This is a genomic window from Mesorhizobium sp. M1312, from assembly GCF_040318115.1.
In the GTDB taxonomy this organism is placed as follows: Bacteria; Pseudomonadota; Alphaproteobacteria; order Rhizobiales; family Rhizobiaceae; genus Mesorhizobium.
This window is the reverse complement of the sequence record NZ_JAMYLQ010000014.1, coordinates 35,349-62,202: the sequence shown is the minus strand read 5'-3', so window position 1 is coordinate 62,202 and position 26,854 is coordinate 35,349. Positions and strand designations below refer to the sequence as shown.

Below are 26,854 nucleotides of genomic sequence, written 5' to 3'. Positions count from 1 at the left end.
CCGGCGCGAAGGAATTCTTCGCACGCATGCGACCCCGGACAATAAGCACGACAACGACAATAGCGGTGCTGGCCTGGCTGTCTCTCGCCGGTGATGCGAACGCTGAGACGCTGCTGGTCGGCGTCGCAGCACCACTGTCCGGGCCGTCGGCGATCCTCGGCAAGCAGATCGAGGCGGGCGCCGGCCTGGCGGCAGAGGCGAACGGTATCGAGCTCAAGACGGTCGACGACGCCTGCACGGCAGATGGCGGGGCTGACGCGGCAAGGGAATTCGCCGCGGCGAAAGTCACCGTGGTCGTAGGCTTCCTCTGCACAGAGGCGATCGAGGCGGCACTGCCGATCCTGAAGGACGCCAACATACCGGTCATCACCGTCGGCGTGCGCACCGAAAGTCTGACTGACCGCCGCGCCAAGACCGGCTGGCCGATCTTTCGGCTTGGGCCGCGCGGCGATGACGAGCGCAACGCCGTCGCCTCCAATCTCACCCGCCAATGGCAGAACGAACTGTTCGCCATCGTCGACGACGGCACGATTTACGGCCGCGAAATCGCCGAGACACTTCGGGCGGCAGCCGAGCAGGCGGCGCTGAAACCGGTGTTCGTCGACACATTTCGGCCGCAACTCGACAACCAGATCGGGCTGATCGGTCGGCTGAGGAAAGCCGGCGCAACGCATGTCTTCGCCGGCGGCGACGGCGACGACATCGCCATCATGGGCCGCGACGCCGACCAGCTCGATGCCGGCATCACCTTTGCCGGCGGCGAAGCGCTACGCACACCGCCCGGCGACGTGGCTTACGCCACGGGCACGCTGATGATCGCGCCGCCCGAATGGGATGACGTGGCCGACTCCAAGGTGCTCGAAAGCTTTGCCGCACAAAAAATCGTGCCAGAGGGTTACACGCTGCCGGCCTATGCGGCAGTCGAGATCGCCGAAGCGGCGACGGCCCTGGCGGAAACCTCCGGCAAGCCACTGGCCGATGCGCTTACCGCGCATGACTTCAGCACCGCGATCGGGCCCATCCGCTTTGACGGCAAGGGCGACTTGACCGAGAACCGCTATCGGGTCTTCCGTTTCGACGGCGCGCATTTCGTGCCGGCGGAGGCCAAATGATGTTTCGGACAGGGCCGCGCAATCTCATCACCGATGTCGCCGGCCTGCGCGTCGGCAACGCTTCCGATGTGAGGCTGAGGTCCGGGGTAACCACCATCGTCTGCGACGTACCGGCGGTGGCCGGTGTCCAGATCCTGGGCGGTGCGCCGGGCACCCGCGAGACCGACCTGCTCGAGCCGCACAATTCGATCGAGGCGATCCATGCTGTGGTGCTTTCGGGTGGTTCGGCCTTCGGTCTCGACGCCGCCTCCGGCGTACAGGCGGCGCTGCGTGAAAGGGGCATCGGTGTCGAGGTCGGCGGCTTTCGCGTGCCGATCGTGCCGGCGGCGATCCTGTTCGACCTGCGCAATGGCGGCGAGAAGGATTGGGGTCGCTATCCGCCTTACCGCGATCTCGGCTATGAGGCGGCACAGGCAGTCGGCATCGATTTTCCGCTCGGCACTGTCGGCGCAGGCACCGGCGCGTTGAGTTCCGGCCTCAAGGGCGGCCTCGGCTCGGCCTCGACGGTGCTCGACAGCGGCGTCACCATCGGTGCGCTCGCCGCCGTCAATCCGACCGGCTCGGTGACGATCGCCCAAACCCGCCACTTCTGGGCGGCGCCCTTCGAGATCGGCGACGAGTTCGGAGGACTTGGCTATCCCTCACCTATGCCGCAGGACGCGAAAACGATCCTGCTGAAGTTTCGCGACAAGCATATCGGGAAGCGGGCGAAGGTCGGCGGCAACACGACCATCGCCGTCATCGCCACGGACGCCGTCCTCACCAAGGCCGCTGCCAAACGCTTGGCGATATCAGCGCATGATGGCTTCGTGCGCGCCATTTGGCCGACACACACGCCGGCCGACGGGGATCTGGTTTTCGCGCTGGCGACCGGCAAGAGCGGCATCGAACTCGCGCCCAATGACGCCATCGACCTCTACGCAGCGGCAGGCGCCACCATGGCGCGCGCCATCAGCCGCGGCGTCTTTGCCGCGACGCCTGCCGACGGCGACCTGTTTCCGGTCTGGTCGTCGCTCTAATGCGCAATGCCGTGGCCTGTCATCAGGTGGGATCGGATTTTTCTTCCTCGAATGTGACAGCAACATCCGAGTTCGCCGACAGTCGCACTTTCTGGCCCTCGATTTCGGCTACCAGGCTGAGCGGAATATAGTGGTGGTGCCCCCTGTGAGCGCCCTCGCCGCTGTCGCGCTTGGTCAGCTTGATTCGTTGTCCCTCAACTTTGTCAACGGTGCCGACATGGACGCCGTCGGCGCCGATCACTTCCATATGTTCACGAATGCTGGCTGCATCGATCATTGTGGGTTCTCCATTAGAGCGCCGCGCGTCCTTTTGGACGCGCAAAGGACGCTCTAAACACTTTAAATCAACGCATTATCCTTTTCGAAAATCGATTCCGATTTTCGGGCCGATGCGGTGAAGCTGCCAACATAAACAAATGACAGCGCGATTGGATGCATCCGCTTTGCGTCTCAGAGGGCACGACGATTTGACGATGTCGTGATAGTGATCGAAACAACGCTGGCTGCTCAAACGGAAATCCGATGCGAATCCTTGTCCTGTTTGCCGTTTCCCTCGTTGGCCAGTTTGCAACCTCGTTGGCCGCCCATGCCGGTGACGTCGCCGAGCTTGAAATCCTCGGCTTCACTGGGAATGGCGGCGCCTTCGCTTTCAAGGAGTATGGCATTCAGGACGGATCGGGATTTCCCTATGCCAATCGCTACTACGTCAACACCGCCGACGACAGTTTTCTCAAGGGCACACCGGTCAGGGTGCGGCTTGACGACGAGAACGCAACGCTTGACGCGGCGCGCCTTGCAGCCCGGCAGAAAGGCGAAGCCATCATCAAGCAGGCGGAATTGACCGCGAATCGCGGCATCACCGCGGGCTTCAACCCGGTGACCGAACTTTCGGCCGATCCGTTCCGCATGGTGGTCAACCCGCGCCCGATCTTTTCGCCGGTCGACGATCCGCTCGAGTTCCGGCTCGACGAGATCGGCATGAACGACACCGAAACCTGCCAGGGCCTGGGCGAGATCAACGGGTTTCGCCTGTTGCGCATCGAGGCGAAAGACGGCGGCAAGACTGAGCTTCTGCACGAGGACAAGTCGATCCCCAAAAGCAGAGGCTGCCCGAACGGCTATCGGATCGGCGCGGTGCAGACATTTTCCATGCAGGGCCTCAGCGCCTATGCCGTGCTGATCGCGGTGCGCCAGTACGGCTTCGAAGGGCCGGACTATCGCTGGATCGCGGTGACCGGCCGGCTGTGACGCCGCTCCCCGCCATACGCAACCGCATGGGTCATATCCGCAAGGCCTTGCCATCACCGCGCGCCGCGGTTTGCGGCGCCCTGCTGTGGGCCGCAGCGATGGGCGCCAGCGCGCTTGTCAATCTGCTGGTGGACGACTGGGAGAGCCCGGCAAAGATCCGCTTCGTCTCGTTGCTCTATGCGGTCGGCGGTGCGCTCGCCTTTCCAGTCGGTCTGTTCCTTGCGCGGCTCGTCTCGCTCGGACGGCATTGGCAAGTTGCCTTGGCGGCCGCGTTTGTCTGCCTTCTTGCCACTACGATCGGCCTCACCGGTGGACTCTTTGCGCTGCAATACCGTTCCTACTATGCTCAGTGGCATGAACCCGCACTGACCATCGCGTGGGCCATCCAGTTCGTGCACACCGTGGCGACGGCGTTCTATCAATTCGTCGTCCTGGGCATCCGGCTTTATTTTCCGCTCGGTTTCATCGCGCTCGCTCTCGCCAGCATCTGGTTTGCGCGGCAGCAGCGTTGAGCATTTTGTCTGCCTCTGTTAGGACGCGAGCGAACGCCCTCGCAAGTCAGGATTGACCGATGATCCCTCGCTACTCCCGGCCGGAAATGGTGGCCATCTGGTCGCCCGAAACCCGGTTCCGCATCTGGTTCGAGATCGAGGCCTACGCTTGCGACGCATTGGCCGAGCTCGGTGTGATCCCGAAGGAGGCCGCCAAGACCATCTGGGAAAAAGGCGGGGCCGCGAAGTTCGACGTCGAGGCCATCGACGAGATCGAGCGTGTCACCAAGCACGACGTCATCGCCTTCCTCACCCATCTCAGTGAATTCGTCGGGCCGGACGCCCGTTTCATCCATCAAGGCATGACGTCCTCGGACGTTCTCGACACCTGCTTTGCCGTGCAACTCACCCGCGCTAGCGATATCCTTCTGGCCGACATCGACGGTCTGCTTGCGGCGCTCAAGCGTCGCGCCTTTGAACACAAGGACACCGTTACTATCGGCCGCAGCCACGGCATCCATGCCGAGCCGACCACCTTCGGCGTCAAGCTGGCGCAGGCCTATGCCGAATTTTCGCGCTGCCGCGAGCGGCTGGTCCACGCGCGTGAGGATATTGCGACCTGTGCCATCTCCGGTGCTGTTGGCACCTTTGCCAATATCGATCCTTATGTCGAAGAGCATGTGGCGAAGAAACTCGGACTGAAGCCGGAACCGGTGTCGACGCAGGTGACCCCGCGCGACCGCCATGCGATGTTCTTCGCGACGCTCGGTGTCATCGCCTCCTCGATCGAACGGCTGGCGACAGAAATCCGCCATCTGCAGCGTACCGAGGTGCTGGAGGCGGAAGAGTATTTTTCACCCGGACAGAAAGGCTCGTCGGCGATGCCGCACAAGCGCAACCCGGTGCTGACCGAAAACCTCACCGGGCTTGCGCGCATGGTGCGTTCCTTCGCGCTGCCGGCGATGGAGAACGTGGCGCTCTGGCACGAGCGCGACATTTCGCATTCGTCGGTCGAGCGCATGATCGGCCCGGATGCTACCGTGACGCTCGATTTCGCGCTGTCACGGCTGACCAGTGTCATCGACAGATTGCTCGTGTATCCCGACAACATGCTGAAGAACATGAACAAGTTCCGTGGCCTCGTGCATTCGCAGCGTGTGCTGCTGGCGCTGACCCAGGCGGGCGTATCGCGTGAGGACGCCTACCGGCTGGTGCAGCGCAACGCCATGAAGGTATGGGAGCAAGGCGCTGATTTCCTTGAGGAACTTTTGTCCGACAAAGAGGTCACGACAGCCCTGCCCGAAGCCGAGATTCGTGAAAAATTCGACCTCGGCTATCATACCAAGCATGTCGACACGATCTTCAAGCGCGTGTTCGGAGAAGCCTGATGATTTCCGCGGCTGGAGATCGATTTTCTCGCCCTGCCGGGACGCGGCAATTCCGGGCCGGATCATTGGATGTCGCATTGGTGCCGGGCGTTCCCCAATTCGAGCCGCGTGCTGCAGGCCGAATGGGACAGGCCGACCCCTGAGGACTGGATTGGCCGGGTGGACGCAGCGATTGCCGCGGCACCTCGGCGCGTGGTGCTGCTTGCGCACTCACTGGCGGTGGCGACGGCGGTGAAGTGGGCGGCCATCGCCAGCGAAAGCCAACTCAACAAGGTTGCGGGCGCATTGCTGGTTGCCGCAACCAATGTCGACGACCCTGATCCTTCCTTCGACCTGGTTCGCCCTTTTGCGCCGATGCCGCTGAAACGCTTGCCGTTTCCGACCCTGGTGGTGGCCAGCCGTACCGATCCGCGCGTCACCTTCGACCAGGCGACGGCCTTCGCCGCCGCCTGGGGCGCGGACCTCGCCGACGCCGGCGACCTCGGCCATATGGGCAACGAAACCCGCCTCGGCCTTTGGCCGGCGGGCCTGCTCATGCTCGGCCGCTTGTTGGAAAAAGCCCGGCTCTAACAGGCTTCCAAACGCTCAGGCCTTGCCGGGAACGGTCCTGATCACCGTTCCCCATGGATCCTCGCGGGTCGTTGCATCAGTCACATTGTCGGAACGCATTTCGACCCAGGCCAGGCCGGACCGAGAAGGATCGCGACTGCCGGCGCCGGCGCTCTGCCACGAATTGGCGCCGATGTGGTGGTGGTAGCCGCCTGACGACAGGAATACCGCCGCGCTGCCATATTTTGCCACCGTATCGAAGCCGAACTCCTGGTGCCACCAGGCCTCGGCGTCTTCCGGACGACCGACGCGCAGATGGACGTGGCCGATGATGCTGTTGTCCGGCATCCCCTGCCAGCCGGCATCGCCGGCAGGCACTTCGGCGACGACCGACGAAATATTCAGCCGTTCGGTCGCCATCGCCACCTTGTCGCCATTCCACTTCCAGTCCTCATAGCGGCGGTCGGCATAGATCTCGATGCCGTTGCCCTCAGGATCGGTCAGGTAAAGCGCCTCGCTGACCAGATGGTCGGAAGCGCCGTCGATGCCGATATTGTTAGCGATGGCGTGGTTGATCCAGCGCCCGAGATCGGCCCGGCTGGGCAGCAGGAAGGCGGTGTGGAAGAGGCCGGCGCTGCGCGGATCGTCGGGTTTCGCCGCTGCATCCGCCTCAATGTCGAGCAAGGGGCGATTGGCGGCGCCCAGCGTGATCGTACCGCCGGCGCGGCTTAGTTCCCGCAGACCGACGAGGTTGCGATAGTAAGCGGCCAGGCTTTCGGCATTCCGTGCGCGCAGCCCGACGCGGGCAACGCTTACCGGGGTCGTGGCGGCAAAAGGCAGTTCGCTCATCAAAGTCTCCGTTTGGGCGGCCTTCGGAGCCCGGCGCCACCTACCATTGTACGTCGTGTCAGTTCCAAAATCCTGGTTCTCATTTACACGGCTGTTTCTCTTCCGATGACAGATCGTCGATCGCGATCGTTCACACAAGACGCCAAGATGCGAACATGGTGTTCACTATTCGTGAGTAATCGCACCGATGGTCAGACCCAGTTGCGCATGATCTTATGCAAAAACCGCTTCACACTTTTTGGGATCATGCGCAGTTGCACGAAACCGTGTCCCTCGCTACATGCCCGCCATGAAAGTCAGGGATGCAGACATTCTCATCGTGCCGGGCTACACCAATTCCGGCCCCGACCATTGGCAGAGCCGCTGGCAATCGAAATTGTCGACGGCGCGCCGTGTCGAGCAGGCGGAATGGTCGAAGCCGGTGCGCGAAGACTGGACGGCGAGCGTGGCGAAGGCGGTCAACGAGGCCGAGCGGCCGGTCGTTATCGTCGCGCACTCACTCGGCGTCGCCGCCGTGATCCAGGCAATGCCGCAATTCCAGCGCCCGGTCGCCGGAGCCTTCTTCGTGGCGCCGCCCGACGTCGCCAATCCTAAGATAAAACCCAGGCACCTGATGACCTTCGGCCCCTATCCGCGCGAGCCGCTGGCATTTCCCTCGGTGGTGATCGCCAGCCGCAACGACCCGTTCTGCACATTCGACGTCGCCGAGGACATTGCCGGCGCCTGGGGCTCGCTGTTCATCGATGCCGGCGATGCCGGCCATCTCAATGCCGATTCCGGCTTCGGCCCATGGCCCGAAGGTTCGATGACTTTTGCGAAGTTCCTGACCGACCTTTAGGAGCCGATCGAGTCCTTGACGCTCTTCAGCAGGGTCTTTGCCCCCAGGCCGATCAGAGCGTGCTCGGAGCCCATCGCCAGCAGCCGGTAGCCCATCGACACCACACGGCCGGCGATGGCCGGTTCGACGACGTAGATCGCCGCATGCTTGCCGGCCTTGCGTGTCCGCTCGGCGATGGAGGCGACAGTTTCCATCATGCTTTCCAACGTCGAGTTGACGCCGGCGCCGTTCGACCAGGCAATCGAGAAGTCCGACGGGCCGAGGAAGATGCCGTCGATACCCGGCGTATCGAGGATGCCGTCGAGCGCATCGAGGGCAGCGCGCGTTTCGACCATGGCGAATGCCATGGTGCGCTCGTTGCTGTCACGCAGCCAGTCGGCGTAGTCGCCCTTGCCATGACGCGGAAAGGCATAAGTCGGACCCCAGGAGCGCTCGCCGAGCGGCGGGTACTTCATGGCAGCAGCAAACAGCCGCGCGTCCGTCACCGAATTCACCATCGGCGCAATCACCGCTTCGGCGCCGAAATCGAGCGCGCGGCTGGCCATGTCGAAGCGGCCGACCGGAATGCGCACCAGCGCCGGTTTGTTGGCGGCCAGCACCGGCCCAAGGCCGCGCAACACGCTGTCCTCGTGATGTCCGCCATGCTGCATGTCTAGCGTGACGGCATCGAAACCCTGTCTGGCCAGAATCTCGACCGTCAGGGCATCAGGCACGCCGGACCATGCGGTGCACAACGTTTCATCGGCCGCAAGGCGTGACTTGAGGGACATGGGCGCCTTCCTTAATCGCTCTCGCATCGGCCCAAAATCGGAAATCCCGATGCGAGGAGTCAAAGTTTGAGAGCGTACTTGTGCGTCCGAATGGATGCATGTCGCTCTAATGCAGTTCAGCCGGAAACAGCTGCAAACGCAAAGAAAAACCGCCCGGAGGGACTGGGCGGTCGATTGGTCCAGCGTGTCGATTGGCTTAAAGCAAGGATCAGGTGTTCTTGATCTGCTCGATGGCCTGCGCCATCAGATCGTCCATAGTGCGGCGAATCTGATGGTCCGATTGGGCGACCCCGGCTTCGTCGAAATCCTCGCGTATCTTGCGGAAAACGTCGTGATCGCCGGCTTCCTCGATGTCGGCGAGGACTACCTGCTTGGCATAGGCTTCGGCGTCGGCCCCGGCCTTGCCGAGCTTTTCGGCGGCCCACAGGCCGAGCGCCTTGTTGCGGCGGGCCGAGGCCTTGAACCGGAGCTCCTCGTCGATTACGAACTTGCGCTCGAAGCCCTCCTCGCGATCTTTCATGCTGCTCATGGCACCCTCCGGTCAAATCCGATTCGTTGGCAGTTGAAATATGTGTATTGCCGCAGCACAAACCAAAAGGCCACGGGCCGGTCAATATGGTACGTCACTTGCTGCGCTGCGGCATTTCATTCCGGAAAGCGGTGATTGAAAGGATTTGCCGATTGAGCAAACAGTGCGATTGGGATAGACACCGGCATTGAACCCCTACCGTTGCCGCACTAATTTAGGCGGACGGACAGGAACTGGTCGCTTGCCGCCTGCCCGGAAATCCAGAGAAAAGATCAGATGAAAAATCGCCGCCGCATTTATGAAGGCAAGGCCAAGATCCTCTATGAGGGACCTGAGCCGGGAACACTGATCCAGTTCTTCAAGGACGACGCGACCGCTTTCAACAAGAAGAAGCACGAAATCGTCGATGGCAAGGGAGTGCTCAACAACCGCATTTCCGAGCACATCTTCAACCATCTCAACCGGATGGGCATTCCGACCCACTTCATCCGCCGGCTCAACATGCGCGAGCAGCTGATCAAGGAAGTCGAGATCATTCCGCTCGAGGTGGTGGTGCGCAATGTCGCCGCCGGTTCGCTGGCCAAGCGTCTCGGCATCGAGGAAGGCACCGTGCTGCCGCGCTCGATCATCGAATTCTATTACAAGGCCGACGCGCTCGACGACCCGATGGTGTCTGAAGAACACATCACCGCTTTCGGCTGGGCGAGCCCGCAGGAAATCGACGACGTCATGGCGCTTGCCATCCGCGTCAACGACTTCCTTTCCGGCCTGTTCATGGGCGTCGGCATCCAGCTCGTCGACTTCAAGATCGAATGCGGCCGGCTGTTCGAAGGCGACATGATGCGCATCGTCGTTGCCGACGAGATCTCGCCGGACTCCTGCCGTCTGTGGGACGTGGCGACGCAGGACAAGCTCGACAAGGATCGTTTCCGCCGCGACATGGGCGGATTGGTCGAAGCCTATCAGGAAGTCGCCCGCCGCCTCGGCATCATGAACGAGAACGAGCCTCCGCGTCCCGCCGGGCCGGTGCTCGTCGCCTCGACCGACGGCGTCAAAGGCAAGCCGCACTGAGATTCTATCGCTCAGCACTTCGAACAGGAGCATGTCCAGCGTGATCAAGGCCCGCATTACCGTCACTCTCAAGAATGGGGTGCTCGACCCGCAAGGCAAGGCGATCGAACACGCATTGTCCGGGATGGGCTTTGACGGCGTCGGCCAGGTGCGGCAGGGCAAGGTTTTCGATGTCGAGCTTGCTCAGAGCGACAAGGCCAAGGCCGAAGCCGATCTCAAAGCCATGTGCGACAAGCTTCTGGCGAATACGGTGATTGAGAACTATAGTGTGGCCATTACCTAAGGTTGTGCCGGAGGGTATATGACTGAAGCCACGAACGAGTTGATGTACGAGCTCCTGAAGCGTGTGCACCACGAAGTTGCTGAACTTCGGACAAGATGTTTCCGAAGTGAAACGGGAGTTGAACGTCGTTCGGGGTCACATGGTCGCAACCCAAAGCGACATCCATAACATCTACGGCATTCTTGGCCGTCAAGACGATCGTCTCGAACGTATAGATCGCCGTCTTGAATTGCGCGAACTTGCCGAAGCCCGGGGGCCTTACGAACCGAAATGAAATCAGCCGTCGTTCTTCTGCCGGGCCTCAACCGTGACCGCGACATGATCGCGGCGCTGACCAAGATTTCTGGAACGCCGCCGGTCACCGTCTGGCAGACCGACACCGAAATCCCCGATGTCGACCTGATCACCATTCCGGGCGGCTTTTCCTTCGGCGACTATCTGCGCTGCGGCGCCATTGCCGCGCGCATGCCGGTGATGCGGGCGGTCGCCGAAAAGGCGGCCAAGGGCGTCATGGTCATCGGCGTCTGCAACGGCTTCCAGATCTTAGTCGAGGCCGGCCTGCTGCCAGGCGCCTTGATGCGCAACACGTCGCTGAAATTCGTCTGCCGGCAAGTCAAGCTGGAGATCGCCAACGCCAACACGATGTTCACCCGCCGCTATCAGCCGGGCCAGATCATCCACTCGCCGGTGGCGCATCACGACGGCAATTACTTTGCCGACGCCGAGACGCTTCGCAGGCTCGAAGGCGAAGGCCAGGTCGTGTTCCGCTATGCCGAAGGCACCAATCCCAACGGCTCGATCAACGACATTGCCGGTATCATCAACAGCCAGGGTAATGTGCTCGGCCTGATGCCGCATCCCGAGAACCTGATCGAAGCGGCGCATGGCGGCAACGACGGCCGGGCGCTGTTCGAAAGTGCCCTCGGCATCGCCGCTTGATATCTTCAGCGCTCATCCTTTTCCGAACTCGAAATAGGCGCCGCCTGACCATGAGACAGACGATTGCCCGCCTCGCTCTCGTCGCCACCGCCGGCCTTGTGCTCGCCTCCTGCCAATCGAAGCCGAAGAGCGCACCGGCGCCTTCGGGCAAGAGTGCGGCGCTGCTTGCCATGGAACAGGTGGCAATCGCCGCCCACAAGTGCTGGATCGCCAGCAAGGATCCCGCCTTCAAGCCCTATCAGATGGCCAACGAGCTGAATTCGTTCACCGGCACGCCGCGCTTCCTGCTGGTCCCGGCCAAGTATTATGGCGGAAAGCCGTTGCTGGTCGTGCAGGCACAGGGCAATTCACGCCGGGTGGACGTGTACGGTCCGCTGATGAACGAGCCGCTCGGTGCACGCATCGGCTCGGACATCGCCCGCTGGCAGGCTGGCAATCCGGCCTGCGGTGCGGCTGCGTAGGGCTGTGAGCCGCTTCCTCTTCATCGTCTATGCGACGGTCCTGGCGCAGCTTTGGCAGCCGCAGGGCCTGTTCCTGCTCTGCGACATGCTATGCACTATATAGCGCCGGTACTGTTCGTGCTGTGGTGGCTTGTGGCAGGCGCCGATGGCTCGACGCGGTGGCGCGACATCTCGTGGTGGATGATCTATCCGGTCGCTTATTTGGCCTATGCACTGGCGCGGGCGCCGATAGCAGGCGAAGTGCCCTACCCGTTCCTTGATGTCGCCAAGAACGGCGCTGCCGGCGTCGCCGTCTCCGCGCTGGGCATCACCGGACTTTTTCTATTGCTCTGCATCGTTGCGGTGCTTGCAGACCACGGCATCTCACGGATCCGAAGTCCCGGCGTCCATCAAGGCACGACAAAGGCGTCCTGAGATCGTGTCTTCTTGAAGACGCACACAGCCTCAGTAGCACCTTAGTCCCAGAATGGCCTCAAACCCTCACGATGGGCGTCGGCGCGCGAGATGCCGATATCCTTGAGCTGATCGTCGGTCATCTCCAGCAAGACTAGCCGGCTGCGCCGGCGATCAAGCAAGCTGCCGATCCGGTTTGCGAGTGACCTGATCATACGCACAAGGCGACGGACATAGCCTTGCCGGCCTGACGGGCGGGCTCCGAGCAATTCAGCTCTCGCGTAACGGATTGTATCTATTGCAGCCATTTTTTTGCTACCGGGATTTCGAGATTGTACCCTTTTGTCACGCAATCCATATGTATTGACTCTCAATTCGGCGCAATATAGAAAATTGTCACCATGACAAATTGGCTTCCCGATCTTACGTCCAGTTCCGGGCCCCTCTATCAACGGCTTGCAAATTCCATCGAGACGGACATCGATCATGGCGTGATCGCTGCCGGGGCAAAACTGCCGCCGCAGCGAGATCTGGCTTACGACATCGGCACGACCGTCGGCACGGTCGGTCGGGCCTACCAATTGTTGCGCGAACGGGGGCTGGTGAGCGGCGAAGTCGGGCGCGGAACCTATGTTCTGGGCCGGCATGAGACCAAGACCGATCTGCTGGCATCCGACCCACATGTGGAAGGCACGCGCTACATCGATGCGCCTCGCGGCAAGTTGCGCTTCGACAGCACGGCTGCGCCGGATATTGGCCAGGGCGCCATTGTCGCCGATGTGCTCTCGCGCACCGCGCAGGACCATCCGTATGAGATTTCAAGCTATACCCGGGATTTTCCCGACCGCTGGTTTGAGGCCGGCTGCAGCTGGCTCTCGCGAAATTCGTTTCGCCCGAGCCCTGATGGCATCGTTCCGACGCTAGGCACCCATGCCGCGGTTATGGCGGCGATTGCCGCGCTCACCACGCCTGGCGACTATATCGTCTTCGAGCACCTCACCTATTCGCAGATTTCACGCAGCGCCGGCCTGATCGGACGCCGGACCGCCCTGGTGACGTCGGACGAGGAAGGATTCGATCCAGAGGATTTCGAGCGCGTCTGCGCGCAAAAACACCCGAAAATGATGTTCCTGATGCCGACGGCCAAGAACCCAACACTGGTGACGCTGTCGGCAACACGCCGCGAGGCCATCGCGCGAGTCGCGCGCGAATACAATGTCGTCCTGATCGAGGACGATCTCTATGGCGATCTGACCGACGACCCGACCCCGCTATTGGCCGAATATGCTCCCGAACGGACCATCGTTGCCGGCGGCCTCTCGAAATCCGTCGCGGCTGGTGTTCGGGGCGGCTGGCTCGCCTGTCCGCCGGCTTATCGTCACCGGATCCGGGTCGCTCACAAGATGCTGACGGGTGGCCTCCCCTTCCTGCTGGCGGAAGTGTGTAGCCGGCTGGTTCTGTCCGGCCAGGCCAGCGAGATGCGCAAGCGCAGCATCGTCGAGATCAACGCGCGCATGGCGATCGTGCGCGAGACGCTGGCCGGGTTCGACTTCAAGGCCGTGGACAATGTGCCCTTTGTCTGGCTCACCCTGCCTGATCCATGGCTTTCCGGCACCTTCAAGAATGCCTGTCTCGAATATGGCGTGCTCATCGATGATGAGGACGAGTTCAAGGCCGGCCGCTCCGAGCAGGTTTTTCACGGCGTGCGTTTTGGCGTTTCACAGCCGAGTCGTCGAGAGGACATCGCGGGCGGTGTCGGCGTGATCCGGCGGCTTCTGGACGAGGGCCGCGCCGGCTACGACAGTTTCTCCTGAACCGGCTTGAAACCTGCGGGTCGAGTGGCGATCTTTCGCTACTTGCTGCGCCCTATCGCTTTCCATCGTTTTTCATCGCTTGATGGGTGTATCGGCTGCAAAGCTTGCGATAAGACGGGGCTCGATCCCAAGGATATAAAAATTGCCGCCCATGACCATTTCCAATTCCGTGCCAATCACTCCGGAACTCATTGCCGCGCACGGGCTGAAGCCCGACGAATATCAGCGCATCCTCGACCTGGTCGGGCGCGAGCCGAGCTTTACCGAGCTCGGCATCTTTTCGGCGATGTGGAACGAGCACTGCTCGTATAAATCCTCGAAGAGGTGGCTGCGCACGCTGCCGACCACCGGGCCGCAGGTCATCCAGGGGCCGGGCGAGAATGCCGGCGTGGTCGATATCGGCGACGGCGACTGCGTCGTCTTCAAGATGGAGAGCCATAACCACCCCTCCTACATCGAGCCCTATCAGGGGGCTGCGACCGGCGTCGGCGGCATCCTGCGCGATGTCTTTACCATGGGCGCCCGGCCGATAGCGGCGATGAACGCGCTGCGTTTCGGTGCGCCGGACCATCTCAAGACCAAACACCTCGTCGCCGGCGTCGTTGCCGGCGTTGGCGGCTACGGCAATTCCTTCGGTGTGCCGACGGTCGGCGGTGAGGTCAATTTCGACGCGCGCTACAACGGCAACATCCTGGTCAACGCCTTCGCCGCGGGGCTTGCCAAGACCGATGCGATCTTTCTGTCGGAAGCCAAGGGCGTCGGCCTGCCGGTCGTCTATCTCGGCGCCAAGACCGGCCGCGACGGCGTCGGCGGCGCCACCATGGCCTCGGCCGAATTCGACGACAAGATCGACGAGAAGCGGCCCACCGTTCAGGTCGGCGACCCGTTCACCGAAAAATGCCTGCTCGAAGCCTGCCTCGAACTGATGGCGTCCGGCGCCGTCATCGCCATTCAGGACATGGGGGCAGCCGGCCTCACCTGCTCGGCGGTCGAGATGGGCGCCAAGGGCGATCTCGGCATCGAGCTCGACCTCGACAAGGTGCCGGTGCGCGAGGAGCGCATGAGCGCCTACGAGATGATGCTGTCGGAGAGCCAGGAGCGCATGCTGATGGTGCTGCGGCCCGAAAAGGAAAAGGAAGCCGAGGCGATCTTTCACAAATGGGGCCTCGACTTCGCCATCGTCGGCAAGACCACCGACGATCTGCGCTTTCGCGTGCTGCACCAGGGCGACGAGGTCGCCAACCTGCCGATCAAGGATCTTGGCGACCAGGCGCCGGAATATGACCGTCCCTGGACCGAGCCGAAGAAGCCGGCGCCCCTGGCGGCCAGCGATGCACCGCAAGCGGATGTTGCCGAGGCGCTGCTGAAACTGCTTGGCGGACCCGACCTGTCCTCGCGCCGCTGGGTATGGGAACAGTACGACACGCTGATCCAGGGCAATTCGCTGCAGCTTCCGGGCGGCGATGCCGGCGTGGTGCGCGTCGAAGGTCATCCGACCAAGGCGCTCGCTTTTTCCTCCGACGTGACGCCGCGCTACTGCGAGGCCGACCCTTACGAGGGCGGCAAGCAGGCGGTGGCCGAATGCTGGCGCAACCTTACCGCCACCGGCGCCCTGCCGCTCGCGGCCACCGACAATCTCAATTTCGGCAACCCGGAACGCCCGGAGATCATGGGCCAGCTGGTCGGCGCCGTGAAAGGCATCGGCGACGCCTGCCGCGCCCTTGGCTTTCCGATCGTCTCCGGCAACGTCTCGCTCTACAACGAAACCAACGGGCAAGGCATCTTGCCGACCCCCACCATCGGCGGCGTCGGGCTGATCGCCGACTGGTCCAAGATGACGCGGATCGGCTTTGCCGCCGAGAGCCAGATGATCCTGCTGGTCGGCGCGCCGTCCATGTGGGGAACGCATCTCGCCCAGTCGGCCTATATGCGCGACATCCATGGCCGCACCGACGGCCCGCCGCCGCCGGTCGATCTCGACCATGAAAAACGCGTCGGCGATCATGTACGCACCCTGATCGCCTCCGGCGTCGTTACCGCTGCGCATGACATTTCCGATGGCGGCATTGCTGTCGCGCTGGCCGAGATGGCGATGGCGTCCGGCATCGGCGCGACCGTCCCCGGCCTGGTCGGGACCGATCCGATCCCGGTCTGGTTCGGCGAGGATCAGGGCCGCTATCTCTTGACGCTGTCGATCGATCCGCAGAGCGACGAATGGGATGCCATTCGCGAAGAGCAGAGCAAACTCGGTATCTTCGCGCCATGGATTGGCTCGACCGGCGGTAGTGACCTGAAACTCGGCGAGGCACGGGCGATCCCGGTCAGAGAATTGACCGCTGCCCACGAATCCTGGTTTCCTCGCTTCATGGGAAATGAGGTCGTGGACCCGTGACATAATCGAGTGGGGTCGTTTGGGTGTGGTTCATCCGCCATTTCGATCATATCTATGGTAACGACCTGAACAAGGAATCCTCGTATGGCAATGGACGCGCACGACATCGAACGGCTGATCAAGGAAGGCATTCCGGACGCCAAGGTGACGATTCGCGACTTGGCCGGCGACGGCGACCATTATGCAGCCGAGGTGGTAGCCGAAAGCTTTCGCGGCAAAAGCCGTGTCCAGCAGCATCAAATGGTCTATGACGCGCTGAAGGGCAATATGGGCGGCGTGCTGCACGCGCTCGCCCTGCAGACCAGCGTGCCGGACTGAGCTTCGGCGTCCAACCCCTCGTTACTTTTTCGTCGAGACGGCAATGATCGGCCCTGCCGGATATTTTTCGCCGACGATCGATCTCTCGCCATTCGACAGTGCCGAGACCGTCCGTCGAAGAAAAGCGCGTTGGGACAGTGCAGCGCATCGCGGAACAGGCGTGCAAAGCTGCCGAGACTGACTTGCGAGCACCAGATCGCGATTGCCTGAGCCACCGGATCAAGGCCAGCGTAACGAGCACAATACCAATCAGGATTGCCGCGCCATCTCGCCTTTTTATCGCTTCCTTGGGAAAATAGCTGGCCGATGCGCTTGGCCCAATATCAGGCTATCCTTTGCGCCATTTGCGTGACGATGCTGCAAACGTCTTGTTTCAGGCAACCTATGGGTTTATTTGAAGGACATGTTTCGAGCCTGGCTCCCGCGGGCATGAAAGGATTCTCAATGAGCGGTATCAACGACTACATCGACAGCGAAGTGAAGGGCAACGACGTCGTTCTCTTCATGAAGGGCACGCCCGGTTTCCCGCAATGCGGATTTTCCGGTCAGGTCGTGCAGATCCTCGACTACATCGGGGCCGACTACAAGGGCGTGGACGTGCTGACCTCGGCCGAGCTACGGCAAGGTATCAAGGAATACTCAAACTGGCCGACGATCCCTCAGCTCTACGTCAAGGGTGAATTCGTTGGCGGCTGCGATATCATCCGCGAGATGTTCCAGGCAGGCGAACTTCAGACGTTCCTCGTCGAAAAGGGCGTGAGCGTCAAAGGCGCCGCCTAACGAATACGTCGGGCACTTCGCCAAGCTGATTACCTCCCCGGTATCGGGGTACAAGACGAATGAATGCGCCGGTGCGCCGGCGCTTTTTCGTTGAAGATCGGACTTTGCCGTGGATCAGCATGCACAAGCGCCGGAGGCAAGCACCTTGCCTATTCCGCGCTGGGAATTCATCGCGCTGTGCGCGGCGTTGATGGCGCTCAACTCGCTGGCCATCGACATCATGCTGCCGGCGCTGCAGCAGATCGGCGCCTCGCTGGGCGTGGAAAATGAAAACCACCGTCAGTACGTGATTGCCGCCTATATTTTGGGCTTTGGCGGCGGGCAGCTCTTCTTCGGACCGATCTCGGACCGCTTCGGACGCCGTGCTCCGCTCGTTGTCGGGCTGGTGATCTATGTCGCGGCAGCGGCTGCGGCGGCAATTGCCCCGACATTCGCCATCCTTATCCTGTGCAGGGTAGTGCAAGGCATCGGCGCCGCAGCGACACGCGTCATCGCCGTCTCGATCGTGCGCGACACATTCGACGGCCGGCGCATGGCTGAAGTCATGTCGCTGATCTTCATGGTGTTCATGGCAATTCCGGTGGTGGCGCCCGGCATCGGCCAGTTCATCATGCTGTTCGCGACCTGGCACGTGATCTTCATCACCATGGCGGCAGGCGCCCTGATCGTGTCGGCGTGGGCACTGCTGCGCCTGCCCGAAACGCTGCATCCGGAACACCGCAGGCCGCTGACGGTCTCATCCATCATTGGCGGCTTCCGCATCGTGCTGACCAATCGCATGGCACTTTGCTACGCCTTCGCCAGCACTTTTGCCTTCGGCGCAATGTTCGGCTTCATCAACTCGGCGCAGCAGATCTATGTCGGCGTCTTCGGCGTCGGCGAGATGTTCCCGGTGATTTTCGCAGGGATCGCCGGCGTGCTCGCCTTTTCGAACTATCTGAATTCGCGCCTTGTCGGCCGCATCGGCATGCGCCGCCTGTCGCAGAGCGCGCTGCTCCTGTTTCTGGCCATCAGCCTCGCTTGGCTGATCGTTTCCATCCAAATGAAGATGCCGCTCTGGCTTTTCATCACCTTCTTTGCCTGTGCGATGGTCCCGTTTGGCGCACTCGGCGCGAATTTCAACGCGCTCGCCATGGAGCCGCTCGGCCAGCTGGCCGGCACGGCATCGTCCATTCTGGGTTTCATGCAAACCTTCCTCGGTGGCCTGCTCGGCACTCTGATCGGCCAAGCCTTCAACGGCACGGTGACGCCCTTGGCCGCCGGATTCTGCAGCGTTTCGCTTGGCGCATTGGTGATGGTGCTGATCGCCGAGCGCGGCAAATTCTTCCAGCCACAGAACCCGCCGGTTTAGGCTCGAAACCCAATTGTGGTTGTCAATCGCGACGGTAGAATGGATTATCTCAAGTGGCTACCTGGATTTCCGTCTTCACGGAATTGGCAATAAAGCACTGTTCGTGCGCCGAGTGGTGCAGTTCCGCTTCTATTGCGGCGGTTGGCGTTTCCCCGGCGTAGACAATGGTCGGATTGAGGTCAACGCGGCTGACTAACAATCGTCCGTCCACCTTCTCCATCATGCCGACCGCCTTGTCGGTATAGCTCTCCACGACGATCCCGTGGGGCGCCGCGATCGAGAGAAAGGTCAACATGTGGCAACTGGAAATCGCCGCGATGTAAGCCTCCTCCGGATCGACGTTGGCTTCCACTGAATAAGGAAGCGGAACGATATGCGGCGAAGCGGATGCCGGCACCACTTGGCCTCCGTCGAAGCGCCAGATGTGCGCGCGGCTGTAGCGCTTGTCGGTGAATACCGCTCCTTCTCGCTCCCAGTGCACTTCGACGGTCATTTTCATGATTGATCCTTTGTTGGAACGGAAAGAAGTCTTGCAGTCGTCTGGGTCAGATGGCAGCGAAGATGCTGCGCCGCAGCGTCGAAATCGCGCCTCGCACAAGCGGCAATGATCGCCGCGTGTTCCTCGAAGAAATCAATTCGCTCCTGGGCGCCACGCTCTTGGTGAAGGGTTGCCCGCCGGGATTCTCGTCGAAGATCTCCGACGGTCTTAAGCAATCGAGTATTCGTGCAACCGCTGTACAGGGCGAGGTGAAACTGTTGGTCGAGCTCCAGAATCCGCGACGGATCGTACTCCGCGAACAGGTCGTCGTTGAGCCTCTCAGCCTTACGCAAGGCGGAAGGCTGAAGCCCCGGCACCGACTGCTCCAAGGCAGCGACCTCCAGAATAGCCCGAACCTCGCAAAGTTCAGTCGCCTCCCGTACTGAGAGGATCGCTACCGCCAGGCTTCGGTCGGGACGCCGCACGGCCAAGCCACTCCCGAGTAACCGGTCTAAGGCCTGCCGGACGGGCTGACGGCTGACCCCGAAACGCTCCGCGATCGATTCCTGCTTGAGAACAGAGCCCGGTGCCAATTCACCTGACTCAATCTCGTCTTTGAGTTCGCTAAAGATCGACTTTGGATCCATGGATCCAAAGTACGATGACCCGGCGGAGTTGGTCAAGCCCTATTCACAATAGGCCTCCTGGGATTGCGGCGTTCCCGCCCTTCTGCCTCGGCTCAAGAAACGAAGTGATCAGGGGGCTCTGCGCCGATGTCCTAATGCACCATTGCCGGACGTGGTTTAGGATGCACGCCCACTCGCTGCTGTGAAGCGAGGGAACAGCATACGCCCTGCGATCGCTCCACCCATGCTCTCCGAAACGGGCAGTGGCAGAGCCTTGTCTAGAGCCTCGAGAACGGAAGCCACGAAAGCCCGGTTGAGGGTGGCATCATTCCCTAGACGGGAGTAAGTGGCGCGAGGCTTGCCGATAAGTGTGCCGTTTCGGCGAATTGAGAACTGCAGCGTCAGGGTCATGCCCGCGGTTCCGGGCGGTGGCTCCCAACAGGCGACGATCGCGGAGAACATCTCGTTTATTGTGTCGACGGGATCGGGACTGCGACATGCGCGTTCCTGCGATGTTGCCGCGTTCGGACCGGCAACCAAGGCAAGGGTAAGGGCGACAATTGCGGACCGAGGTTTCATCTCGGGTCTCCGGTTTCGCGCGGGCAAATGTAATGTAGGGGAATTTTTCGACGAAAGCCTCCATCGACATCAGCGCGTCGCATGAATCCTTTCAGACGCGACGCGCTTTTAGTGGCGCACCATGCCAGCGTCGACATTCAGCGTCTGGCCGGTGATCCAGCGTGCGTCATCCGAGGCCAGGAACGACACCACGTCGGCGATATATTCCGGCTGGCCCTTCCCCTTTATCGCCTGCAGCATCTCGACGAAGCCGAACGCCTCGTTGTGCGGGCTCGCCTTGACGCCATCGCTCTCGATCAGGCCCGGCGTCACCGCGTTGGCGGTGATGTTGTATTTGCCGAGTTCTGTGGCCATTGCCCGGGTGAAGCCGATGACGCCGCCCTTGGCCGCGACATAGGCCGCCATGTTCGGCGTGCCGGCAAAGAAGGTGTTGGAGCCGATGCTGATCACCCGTCCGGCCTTGCCGGCGGCACGCATCTGGTCCGTTCCCGCGCGGCTGACGATGAAGGTGCCGGTCAAATTGACGTCGATGATCTTGCGCCAATGATCGAGGTCGACATCGTCCCAGGCGACGAAAGGCACTATGCTGGCGTTGTTGACCAGAATGTCGATGCCCCCGGTCAGGGCCTTGATCTCGGCGAAGAGCGCCTTGACGGATGCAGGATCGGAAATGTCCGCGGCGATCGCCTTCGCTTTTCCGCCGATCGACGCAGCCGCCGTTTCGGCGCCTTCCGCGTTGATGTCGCTGACGATGACGGTCGCGCCATCGGCGGCCAAGCGCGCGGCGATCGCCTTGCCGATGCCTTGTGCGGCCCCGGTAACCAGGGCCGTCTTTCCCGCAAGCCGTTCAGTCATGAAAACGCTCCCTCAATTGTGATCTGGTGATTTTCTGGTTCACGCGTCGGCGTCGATAACGGCGAGCGCCGCGTCGATGCCTTTGCCGACCGCGAGTTCCTGGCCCAAGGAATTCATCGCACCGCCAAGTGCCGTCAGCGCCGCGATCGCATAGATCGGCTGGGCGGTCGGGCCCATATGGCCGATGCGTGTCAGCTTGCCCAATGTTTCGCCGCGGCCAGACGAAAACGCCACGCCGTAGCGGGCGCGCGCGGCCTGGCGAAGCGCCTTCTCGTCGATGCCTTCGGGCGTCCTGACGGCGGTCGTGGTCGGCGACGCGATATTGTCGCTGGCGGCCCAGATCGACAGACCCATGGCGGCGACGCCCGCGCGCATGGCTTTGGCGGTGAGCGCGTGGCGCGCCCACACCGCCGCCGGTCCCTCGTTGAGGTAGAGGTCGAGCGCGACGTCGAGCCCGTTCATCTCCGCGACGGACGGCGTGAACGGAAACGGCTGGTCCTTCGACCACGCATGCTCCCAATCGACGATGCTGAGGATCGATGCGCGTGGCGCCAGTGGATTTGCCTTCATCTTGGCCCAGGCGCGCTCGCTGACGCCCATCATCGTGAGGCCGGGAGGCGCGCCCAGGCATTTGTTCGGGCCGGTGACATAGATATCGGCCTTGCAGTCCTCAGGATGCGTTTTCATACCGCCGAAGGACGAAACGGCATCGACGATCAGATAGGCGCCGTGCGCCGAAACCAGCGCGCCGATGGCGTCGATCGGGTTGATGGTGCCCGACGGCGTATCGTGGTGGCAGACGGAAACAATGGTGATTTCCGGATGCGCTTCCAGCATTGCCGCAACCGCCTGCGGGTCGATCGCCTCGTTGTAGGGCACCTCGATTTCGAGCAGATGCGGCGAATAGCGCTTCGCCCAATAGCCAAATCCCTTGCCGTAGACACCGGAAGCAAGGTTGAGCACGACGTCGTCCGGCGTGATCAGGGAGGCTGCGGCCGCCTCCAGGCCAAGCACCGGCTCGCCATGAAGAATGACCGGCTTGTTCGACAGCCGCATCGCCTTCTGCGCCTTGTCGACCACCCTCTCGTAAAAGAGCTGGAACGCCGGGTCGTAATCGTAGAGCACCGTGCGGCCGAGGCCGCGCAGCACGTCGGGATAGGCGTTCACCGGCCCCGCGGTGAGCGTGATGACCGGTTCGGCGTGTTCGAAATAGCGCATGGTCTTGTCTCCGGTCGGTGGCGATCAGCCGTAGAATTGCGTGCCGGTTTTGTAGGTTTTGAAGTTTTCCATGTCGTGCGAGTACATCAGCTCGGCGCCATAGTCTTCGGCGAGCTTCTTCACCTTGCGCATCGAGTTGACGCCCGCCACCGGGTCGATGTGGAAGGCTGCCTGGCAGAGCGTTTCAAGGCTCTTCTGCGTGTAGGCCGCGTCGATGGTGAACATGATCGGCTTGCGCTTGGGAAACTCGACCAGCAGGCTGTAATGGCCGATCGAATGACCGGGCGTCGAGATCAGCTTGACGCCCCTGGCAAGCTCGACGTCGCCGTCGATGCCTTCGAAGGTCGAGTTGGCCCGCGTCGTGCCCTCCAGCAATTGCGCGGTCGCGCCACGCGCTTCGGCGGCCTCGGCCGAAAAGCTCAGATCGGAATAGCCGAGATGCTCGAAAGGCTGGGGATTGCAGGCCTGCGGCACCTCGGTCCGATGGCAGATTTTCTTGGCATTCGGAAAATACTTGTTGCCGCCGCAATGGTCGAAGTGGAAATGCGAGTTGACGACAACGTCAATGTCCTTCGGCTCAAGGCCGAGCAGAGCCAGCGCGCCAGGAATGGTCTGGTGCTTTTCCTGGATCGGCTTTTCGAAGGGCAGCACCTTCATGACGTGATCGTAGTCGTAGCCGGTGTCGATGAGAAACCGGCCCTCGGCGTGCTCGATCAGGATCGAATAGACGGGAAAGCGGACTTCGCCACCGGGACCGCGATTCCAGAATACGTGATAGCCGTCGAGCACGAGCGAGCCGCCGTCGAGCAGGTAGACCTTGGTATCCGACATTTTTGTCTCCTCTTGTGGCGCGGGTCCCGTCCGCGCATGACCTGTGATCAGCGCGCGCCGCGCTCGTATGGAATGCCGAGCGCCGCCGGCAGACTGGCCCGTCGGCCGAACAGCACCAGCATGATCATCACCGCCAGGAACGGCAGCATCTGGATGACATCGGTTGGTATGTTGATGCCGGCCACCTGCATGGCCGTCGTCAGCGAGAGGCAGACGCCGAACAAAAGCGCGCCGAACAGCACCCAGACCGGGCGACCACGCGCCAGCATCGCCAGCACGATGCCGAGAAAGCCCGCGCCATTGGTGATGAACGGAATGAACAGGCCGGCGCCGACATTGGCAAGATACGCACCGCCGAGCCCCGCCAGCGCTCCGGTCGCCAGCACGGCGACCGTGCGGGTTCGCACGACGTCAATGCCTGCAACGTCAAGGGCGGCCGGCTTATCGCCCGCCGCTTGCAGGTTGAGGCCGAGCTGCGTGCGCCGATAGATGTAGCCGATGGCGAAAACCAACGCGACCGCGAGATAGACGATCAGATGCTGCCTGAACAACGCCGGCCCGATGACGGGGATGTTCGACAGCAACGGAATGACGGTCACATCCACCGCCGGCAGGCGGGGATAGCTGCGCGAAAACTGGAAATGGTGGAGCAGCGCCGTCAGACCTTCGAGTCCCAAGGTCAGCGCAATGCCGATCACGATCTGGTTCAGCCCGATGCGCACGCAAAGCAGCGCCATGACCAGCGCCACCGCGATACCACCGCCGGCGCCGGTGAGAAAGCCCAGCCACAGCGATCCGGAATAGAAGGCGCCGACGAAGCCGAGATAGGCGCCGGCCAGCATCATGCCCTCGATGCCGATGTTGAGCACCCCGGCCTTCTCGGACATCTGTTCGCCGAGGCCGGCCAGCAGCAGCGGGATCGCCGCGGTGACCGCGCCAAACAAAAGCGCGCTGAGAAAGACTTCGCTGAACAGCCCGGTCATCGCTTCAAGCCCTCCGCGACTGGTTGTAGCGGTGATCGATATATTCGGCCAGCGCGAGCACGATCAGCACGATCGAGACCAGCACCAGCGTGAAATGATTGGGCACGCCGAGCCGCCGCGCAGCGCTCTCGCCGCCGATCGACAGCACCGAAAGCAGGAACACAAAACCGATGGCGGCAAAGCCGTTCATGCGGGCGAGGAACACCACGGGGATGACAGCCAGCCCGTAGGCGGGGTTCCAGTCGGCGCGGACGTTACCCTGAACGCCGAGGATATCGACGGCGCCGGCAAGGCCGGCCAGCCCGGCCGACATGGCGAAGACGGCAATGGTGAGCTTCGGCACTCCGAGCCCCGCGTGGATGGCTGCGCGCGGATTGGCCCCGACGATCCTCAGCTTCAGGCCGAAGGCCGTGCGCGTCATCATCAGATGGACGGTGATGATCGCCGCCAGCCCCAGAAGCAATCCGCTAGTGATGGTCGTGTCGAACAGGCGCGGCAGTCGGTCCTCGACCGGCAAGGTGCGGGTTTGCGGCACAGTTGTGCCCGGATCGCGAAACACCAGCTTGACCAGCACATTGGCGAGCGAGGTGCCTAGGAACGTCATCATCAGCGTCGTGATGATCTCGTTGACGCCCTGATAGGCCCGCAAAAGGGCCGGCACCAGCGACCAGATCACCGCAACGACCATGGCAATGACGAACGAACAGATCAGCGCCAGCCAGGACGGCATGATTTGCACGAAGACCGGCGCGCTGGCGGCCGCCGTTATCGCGCCGAGCAGGAACTGGCCATCGCCGCCGAGATTCCACATGCCGGCGCGAAAGGCCACGATCAGGCCGGCGGCAAGAAACAGCAGCGGCGCCATGCGCGTCAGCGTCTGCTGGATGCCGAGCGGCGACAAAAGCCCTCTCTCGAGCACAAAGCTATAATAGGCAAGCGGATCGACGCCGACGGCAAGCAGGATGCAGCCGGCGATGATCAGCGCGGCCAGTATAGGGCCGAGGGTCATCAGCAGCCGATGCTGGATATCGCGGCGCGTAGCCATCGCAGCCGTGGCATCGAGTGCGGTTGCGCTGGATGCCGGGGCGGTGTCGATGCTCATGCGGCAAGTCCGATCATCAAGCGACCGACCCTGGTGCGGGCGTCGTCGGCATTCTCGACGGTGCCGACGAGCGACCCGTTCGAGATGACGGCGATGCGGTCGCACATGCTGAGCAACTCTTCGAGATCGGTGGAGATGAGCAGCACGGCAAGGCCGCGAGCCGCCGTATCGCGGATTCGCTGGCGCGAAGCCAATGTGTTGGCGAGATCGAGCCCATAGGTTGGCTTGTTGAAGATCACCACTTTTGCGCCTTCGGCGAGTTCGCGCGCCAGGAGCACCTTCTGGATATTGCCGCCGGAGAGCCGGGCAACCGGCGTTTTCAGGCTTGGCGTGCGCACGTCAAATTCGCGGACGAGTTGGGCGGCGCGCTTGTCGATTTCGGCGCGCTGCTCGACGCCTTTGCGCCAGAAGGGCGCCGCGCCGACCTGCTTGAGGAAGAAATTGATCGAGACCGGGAAGGTGCCTACCGTCCCCTCACCGAGCCGGTCGTCGGTCAGGTAACGAAAGCCTCTCTGGCGGCGTTCGCCGACGCTCAGCGCCTCGATGGGCTCTCCCAGCAGCCGCACCGAACCGCCCACCGCCGTACGCTGGCCGGCCAGCGCCTCCGCCAGTTGCTTCTGGCCATTGCCGTCCATACCAGCGATGCCCAGCAGCTCGCCTGGACGGATGTCGAACGAAATCGACGACAGGCCCGGCGCGTCGTCTGTCGGCGCAACCGCAAGATCACGCACTTCAAGCAAGGGAGCCGCTTCGGCACGGATGGTACGAACAGGACGCTCGGCCGCTTCTGGGTCGTCCTTCTGCTTGCCGAACATCAATCCCACGATCTCCGAAATGACTGTCTGCTCGCCCAGCGCACGAAACCGCTCGGGAGGAATTTCGCCGACCTTGCGGCCGAGTTTCAGCACTGAGATGCGATCGCCGAAAGCCGCCGCCTCCTTGAGCTTGTGGGTGATGAAGACGATCGCCAATCCCTGCTCGACCAAGCGGCGCATCAGCGTGCCCAACTCGTCGATGCCCTTCGGCGTCAGCATCGAGGTCGACTCATCGAGGATCAGAAGCCGGCTGTTGCGCACCATCGCGCGCAGGATCTCGACCTGCTGCTGTTCGCCGAGCGAAAGCTCGGACACCTTGGCATGCAGCTTTACCGTGATGTCGAGCGTTCTGGTAATCTTGGCGACGCGCGCTTCCAGCTCTTCGGTTTTGGGGCGCTGCCACCACGGCCCGCCCAGCAACAGGTTTTCCGCCACCGTCAGCGTCGGCACCAGCATCATGTGCTGGAATACGGTTCCGATGCCGAGCGCCAGTGCCTTGCGGGGCGAGGTGATCGCGGTAGGCTCGCCGTCGACCAGGATGCGCCCCTCGTCCGGCTGCTGCAGGCCGGACAGCATGCCGATCAAGGTGGATTTTCCGGCGCCGTTTTCGCCGAGCAGCACATGCACTTCACCTGGACGGATTGCCAGATCGACGCTGTCGTTGGCGACCACACCGGGGAACCGCTTGGTCACGCCTTCAAGCGCGACGATGTCGCGCTTGCCGACTGACAATGAGGAAGCACTGCTCATGAAAGCCAAGCCTTGAAATGAA

The 26,854-nt window shown here is 62.2% G+C and carries 32 protein-coding genes; 18 read left to right on the top strand and 14 right to left on the bottom strand.

The features are described from left to right. Positions 1-26 precede the first annotated feature (26 nt). Positions 27-1,112, top strand: coding sequence for a branched-chain amino acid ABC transporter substrate-binding protein (locus NKH36_RS17745; RefSeq protein WP_352962624.1), 1,086 nt, complete (start codon positions 27-29; stop codon positions 1,110-1,112). Beyond that, positions 1,112-2,131 carry a P1 family peptidase gene (locus tag NKH36_RS17740; protein ID WP_352963746.1) on the top strand — a complete coding sequence of 340 codons (1,020 nt, stop codon included), beginning with the start codon at positions 1,112-1,114 and terminating at the stop codon, positions 2,129-2,131. Before NKH36_RS17745 ends, NKH36_RS17740 begins: the two co-directional genes overlap by 1 nt. A gap of 22 nt (positions 2,132-2,153) precedes the next feature. Here the strand turns inward: NKH36_RS17740 and NKH36_RS17735 are convergent, their stop codons facing one another. Then, the gene (locus NKH36_RS17735) at positions 2,154-2,408 is read right to left on the bottom strand and encodes a DUF2171 domain-containing protein (protein WP_352963633.1); all 255 of its coding nucleotides are present in this window, start codon (positions 2,406-2,408) and stop codon (positions 2,154-2,156) included. A 245-nt stretch (positions 2,409-2,653) separates the two neighbouring features. Between NKH36_RS17735 and NKH36_RS17730 the strand changes: the two genes are divergently transcribed. Genes NKH36_RS17730 through NKH36_RS17715 form a run of 4 tightly spaced genes read left to right on the top strand, consistent with a single transcriptional unit; the run spans position 2,654 to position 5,828 of the window. Continuing rightward, complete coding sequence (locus tag NKH36_RS17730) at positions 2,654-3,379, top strand: DUF2259 domain-containing protein (protein WP_352963631.1); 726 nt, start codon at positions 2,654-2,656, stop codon at positions 3,377-3,379. After that, positions 3,376-3,891 (top strand): hypothetical protein, encoded by a 516-nt coding sequence (locus NKH36_RS17725; RefSeq protein WP_352963630.1) that lies wholly within the window; start codon positions 3,376-3,378, stop codon positions 3,889-3,891. Before NKH36_RS17730 ends, NKH36_RS17725 begins: the two co-directional genes overlap by 4 nt. A gap of 59 nt (positions 3,892-3,950) precedes the next feature. Continuing rightward, the gene (gene purB / locus NKH36_RS17720) at positions 3,951-5,258 is read left to right on the top strand and encodes an adenylosuccinate lyase (protein WP_352963628.1); all 1,308 of its coding nucleotides are present in this window, start codon (positions 3,951-3,953) and stop codon (positions 5,256-5,258) included. A 12-nt stretch (positions 5,259-5,270) separates the two neighbouring features. Further along, positions 5,271-5,828: an RBBP9/YdeN family alpha/beta hydrolase gene (locus tag NKH36_RS17715; protein WP_352963743.1), complete on the top strand. Its 558-nt coding sequence runs from the start codon at positions 5,271-5,273 to the stop codon at positions 5,826-5,828. A 15-nt stretch (positions 5,829-5,843) separates the two neighbouring features. Here the strand turns inward: NKH36_RS17715 and NKH36_RS17710 are convergent, their stop codons facing one another. Next, positions 5,844-6,656 (bottom strand): VOC family protein, encoded by an 813-nt coding sequence (locus tag NKH36_RS17710; RefSeq protein ID WP_352963626.1) that lies wholly within the window; start codon positions 6,654-6,656, stop codon positions 5,844-5,846. Between the two features lie 289 nt (positions 6,657-6,945). Between NKH36_RS17710 and NKH36_RS17705 the strand changes: the two genes are divergently transcribed. Continuing rightward, complete coding sequence (locus NKH36_RS17705; protein ID WP_352963624.1) at positions 6,946-7,494, top strand: RBBP9/YdeN family alpha/beta hydrolase; 549 nt, start codon at positions 6,946-6,948, stop codon at positions 7,492-7,494. Here NKH36_RS17705 and NKH36_RS17700 read toward each other — a convergent pair. Together NKH36_RS17700 and NKH36_RS17695 are read right to left on the bottom strand one after the other, a co-directional pair. Continuing rightward, entirely contained in the window at positions 7,491-8,264 is a 774-nt protein-coding gene (locus tag NKH36_RS17700) for an HpcH/HpaI aldolase family protein (protein WP_352963622.1), read from the bottom strand. The two genes, NKH36_RS17705 and NKH36_RS17700, sit on opposite strands and share 4 nt — an antisense overlap. 208 nt (positions 8,265-8,472) lie before the next feature. Beyond that, positions 8,473-8,793 (bottom strand): DUF1476 domain-containing protein, encoded by a 321-nt coding sequence (locus NKH36_RS17695; protein ID WP_352954653.1) that lies wholly within the window; start codon positions 8,791-8,793, stop codon positions 8,473-8,475. A gap of 276 nt (positions 8,794-9,069) precedes the next feature. Between NKH36_RS17695 and purC the strand changes: the two genes are divergently transcribed. The 6 genes from purC (at position 9,070) to NKH36_RS17665 (ending at position 11,961) form a co-directional block, all read left to right on the top strand. Then, the gene (purC, locus tag NKH36_RS17690; RefSeq protein ID WP_023674725.1) at positions 9,070-9,864 is read left to right on the top strand and encodes a phosphoribosylaminoimidazolesuccinocarboxamide synthase; all 795 of its coding nucleotides are present in this window, start codon (positions 9,070-9,072) and stop codon (positions 9,862-9,864) included. 40 nt (positions 9,865-9,904) lie between these two features. Then, positions 9,905-10,147, top strand: coding sequence for a phosphoribosylformylglycinamidine synthase subunit PurS (gene purS, locus NKH36_RS17685; RefSeq protein ID WP_352963620.1), 243 nt, complete (start codon positions 9,905-9,907; stop codon positions 10,145-10,147). 61 nt (positions 10,148-10,208) lie between these two features. Then, the gene (locus NKH36_RS17680; RefSeq protein WP_352963618.1) at positions 10,209-10,421 is read left to right on the top strand and encodes a hypothetical protein; all 213 of its coding nucleotides are present in this window, start codon (positions 10,209-10,211) and stop codon (positions 10,419-10,421) included. Next, positions 10,418-11,086, top strand: coding sequence for a phosphoribosylformylglycinamidine synthase subunit PurQ (gene purQ, locus NKH36_RS17675; protein WP_352963616.1), 669 nt, complete (start codon positions 10,418-10,420; stop codon positions 11,084-11,086). The genes NKH36_RS17680 and purQ overlap by 4 nt, the downstream gene beginning before the upstream one ends. A gap of 50 nt (positions 11,087-11,136) precedes the next feature. After that, positions 11,137-11,547 (top strand): hypothetical protein, encoded by a 411-nt coding sequence (locus NKH36_RS17670; RefSeq protein ID WP_352963614.1) that lies wholly within the window; start codon positions 11,137-11,139, stop codon positions 11,545-11,547. A 90-nt stretch (positions 11,548-11,637) separates the two neighbouring features. Beyond that, on the top strand, positions 11,638-11,961 hold the full coding sequence (locus NKH36_RS17665; protein ID WP_352963613.1) for a Pr6Pr family membrane protein: 324 nt from the start codon (positions 11,638-11,640) through the stop codon (positions 11,959-11,961). A gap of 41 nt (positions 11,962-12,002) precedes the next feature. On the opposite strand, the gene NKH36_RS34850 is transcribed toward NKH36_RS17665, so the two are convergent. Further along, positions 12,003-12,155, bottom strand: a complete 153-nt coding sequence (locus NKH36_RS34850; protein ID WP_502912062.1) for a DUF1127 domain-containing protein — start codon at positions 12,153-12,155, stop codon at positions 12,003-12,005. A gap of 186 nt (positions 12,156-12,341) precedes the next feature. Between NKH36_RS34850 and NKH36_RS17655 the strand changes: the two genes are divergently transcribed. From NKH36_RS17655 to NKH36_RS17635, 5 genes are all read left to right on the top strand, one after another. Then, positions 12,342-13,754: an aminotransferase-like domain-containing protein gene (locus NKH36_RS17655; protein WP_352963609.1), complete on the top strand. Its 1,413-nt coding sequence runs from the start codon at positions 12,342-12,344 to the stop codon at positions 13,752-13,754. Between the two features lie 151 nt (positions 13,755-13,905). After that, positions 13,906-16,146 carry a phosphoribosylformylglycinamidine synthase subunit PurL gene (purL, locus tag NKH36_RS17650; RefSeq protein ID WP_352963741.1) on the top strand — a complete coding sequence of 747 codons (2,241 nt, stop codon included), beginning with the start codon at positions 13,906-13,908 and terminating at the stop codon, positions 16,144-16,146. An 84-nt stretch (positions 16,147-16,230) separates the two neighbouring features. Further along, positions 16,231-16,464: a BolA/IbaG family iron-sulfur metabolism protein gene (locus NKH36_RS17645; RefSeq protein WP_023674714.1), complete on the top strand. Its 234-nt coding sequence runs from the start codon at positions 16,231-16,233 to the stop codon at positions 16,462-16,464. Positions 16,465-16,908: 444 nt separating this feature from the next. Then, positions 16,909-17,244 carry a Grx4 family monothiol glutaredoxin gene (grxD, locus tag NKH36_RS17640; protein WP_029353656.1) on the top strand — a complete coding sequence of 112 codons (336 nt, stop codon included), beginning with the start codon at positions 16,909-16,911 and terminating at the stop codon, positions 17,242-17,244. Positions 17,245-17,353: 109 nt separating this feature from the next. Continuing rightward, entirely contained in the window at positions 17,354-18,595 is a 1,242-nt protein-coding gene (locus tag NKH36_RS17635) for a multidrug effflux MFS transporter (protein ID WP_352963608.1), read from the top strand. 49 nt (positions 18,596-18,644) lie between these two features. Here NKH36_RS17635 and NKH36_RS17630 read toward each other — a convergent pair whose 3' ends face one another. The 9 genes from NKH36_RS17630 to NKH36_RS17595 form a co-directional block, all read right to left on the bottom strand. Further along, a complete protein-coding gene (locus NKH36_RS17630; protein WP_352963606.1) occupies positions 18,645-19,094 on the bottom strand; it encodes an OsmC family protein in 450 nt (149 codons plus the stop codon). Continuing rightward, entirely contained in the window at positions 19,091-19,756 is a 666-nt protein-coding gene (locus NKH36_RS17625) for a GntR family transcriptional regulator (protein ID WP_352963604.1), read from the bottom strand. Before NKH36_RS17625 ends, NKH36_RS17630 begins: the two co-directional genes overlap by 4 nt. Positions 19,757-19,876: 120 nt before the next feature. Continuing rightward, the gene (locus tag NKH36_RS34845) at positions 19,877-20,278 is read right to left on the bottom strand and encodes a UCP034077 family protein (protein WP_502912060.1); all 402 of its coding nucleotides are present in this window, start codon (positions 20,276-20,278) and stop codon (positions 19,877-19,879) included. Between the two features lie 108 nt (positions 20,279-20,386). After that, the gene (pldH, locus tag NKH36_RS17620; RefSeq protein WP_352963602.1) at positions 20,387-21,133 is read right to left on the bottom strand and encodes a pyridoxal 4-dehydrogenase, SDR-type; all 747 of its coding nucleotides are present in this window, start codon (positions 21,131-21,133) and stop codon (positions 20,387-20,389) included. 39 nt (positions 21,134-21,172) lie between these two features. Beyond that, positions 21,173-22,351 carry a pyridoxamine--pyruvate transaminase gene (gene ppaT / locus NKH36_RS17615; protein WP_352963600.1) on the bottom strand — a complete coding sequence of 393 codons (1,179 nt, stop codon included), beginning with the start codon at positions 22,349-22,351 and terminating at the stop codon, positions 21,173-21,175. A gap of 24 nt (positions 22,352-22,375) precedes the next feature. Next, positions 22,376-23,182 carry a 4-pyridoxolactonase gene (gene pldA / locus NKH36_RS17610; RefSeq protein WP_352963597.1) on the bottom strand — a complete coding sequence of 269 codons (807 nt, stop codon included), beginning with the start codon at positions 23,180-23,182 and terminating at the stop codon, positions 22,376-22,378. A 47-nt stretch (positions 23,183-23,229) separates the two neighbouring features. Next, on the bottom strand, positions 23,230-24,165 hold the full coding sequence (locus NKH36_RS17605; RefSeq protein ID WP_352963595.1) for a putative B6 ABC transporter permease subunit 1: 936 nt from the start codon (positions 24,163-24,165) through the stop codon (positions 23,230-23,232). 4 nt (positions 24,166-24,169) lie between these two features. After that, positions 24,170-25,267 (bottom strand): putative B6 ABC transporter permease subunit 2, encoded by a 1,098-nt coding sequence (locus NKH36_RS17600; RefSeq protein ID WP_352963593.1) that lies wholly within the window; start codon positions 25,265-25,267, stop codon positions 24,170-24,172. Then, entirely contained in the window at positions 25,264-26,832 is a 1,569-nt protein-coding gene (locus NKH36_RS17595) for a putative B6 ABC transporter ATP-binding protein (protein WP_352963591.1), read from the bottom strand. The genes NKH36_RS17600 and NKH36_RS17595 overlap by 4 nt, the downstream gene beginning before the upstream one ends. Positions 26,833-26,854: the final 22 nt, after the last annotated feature.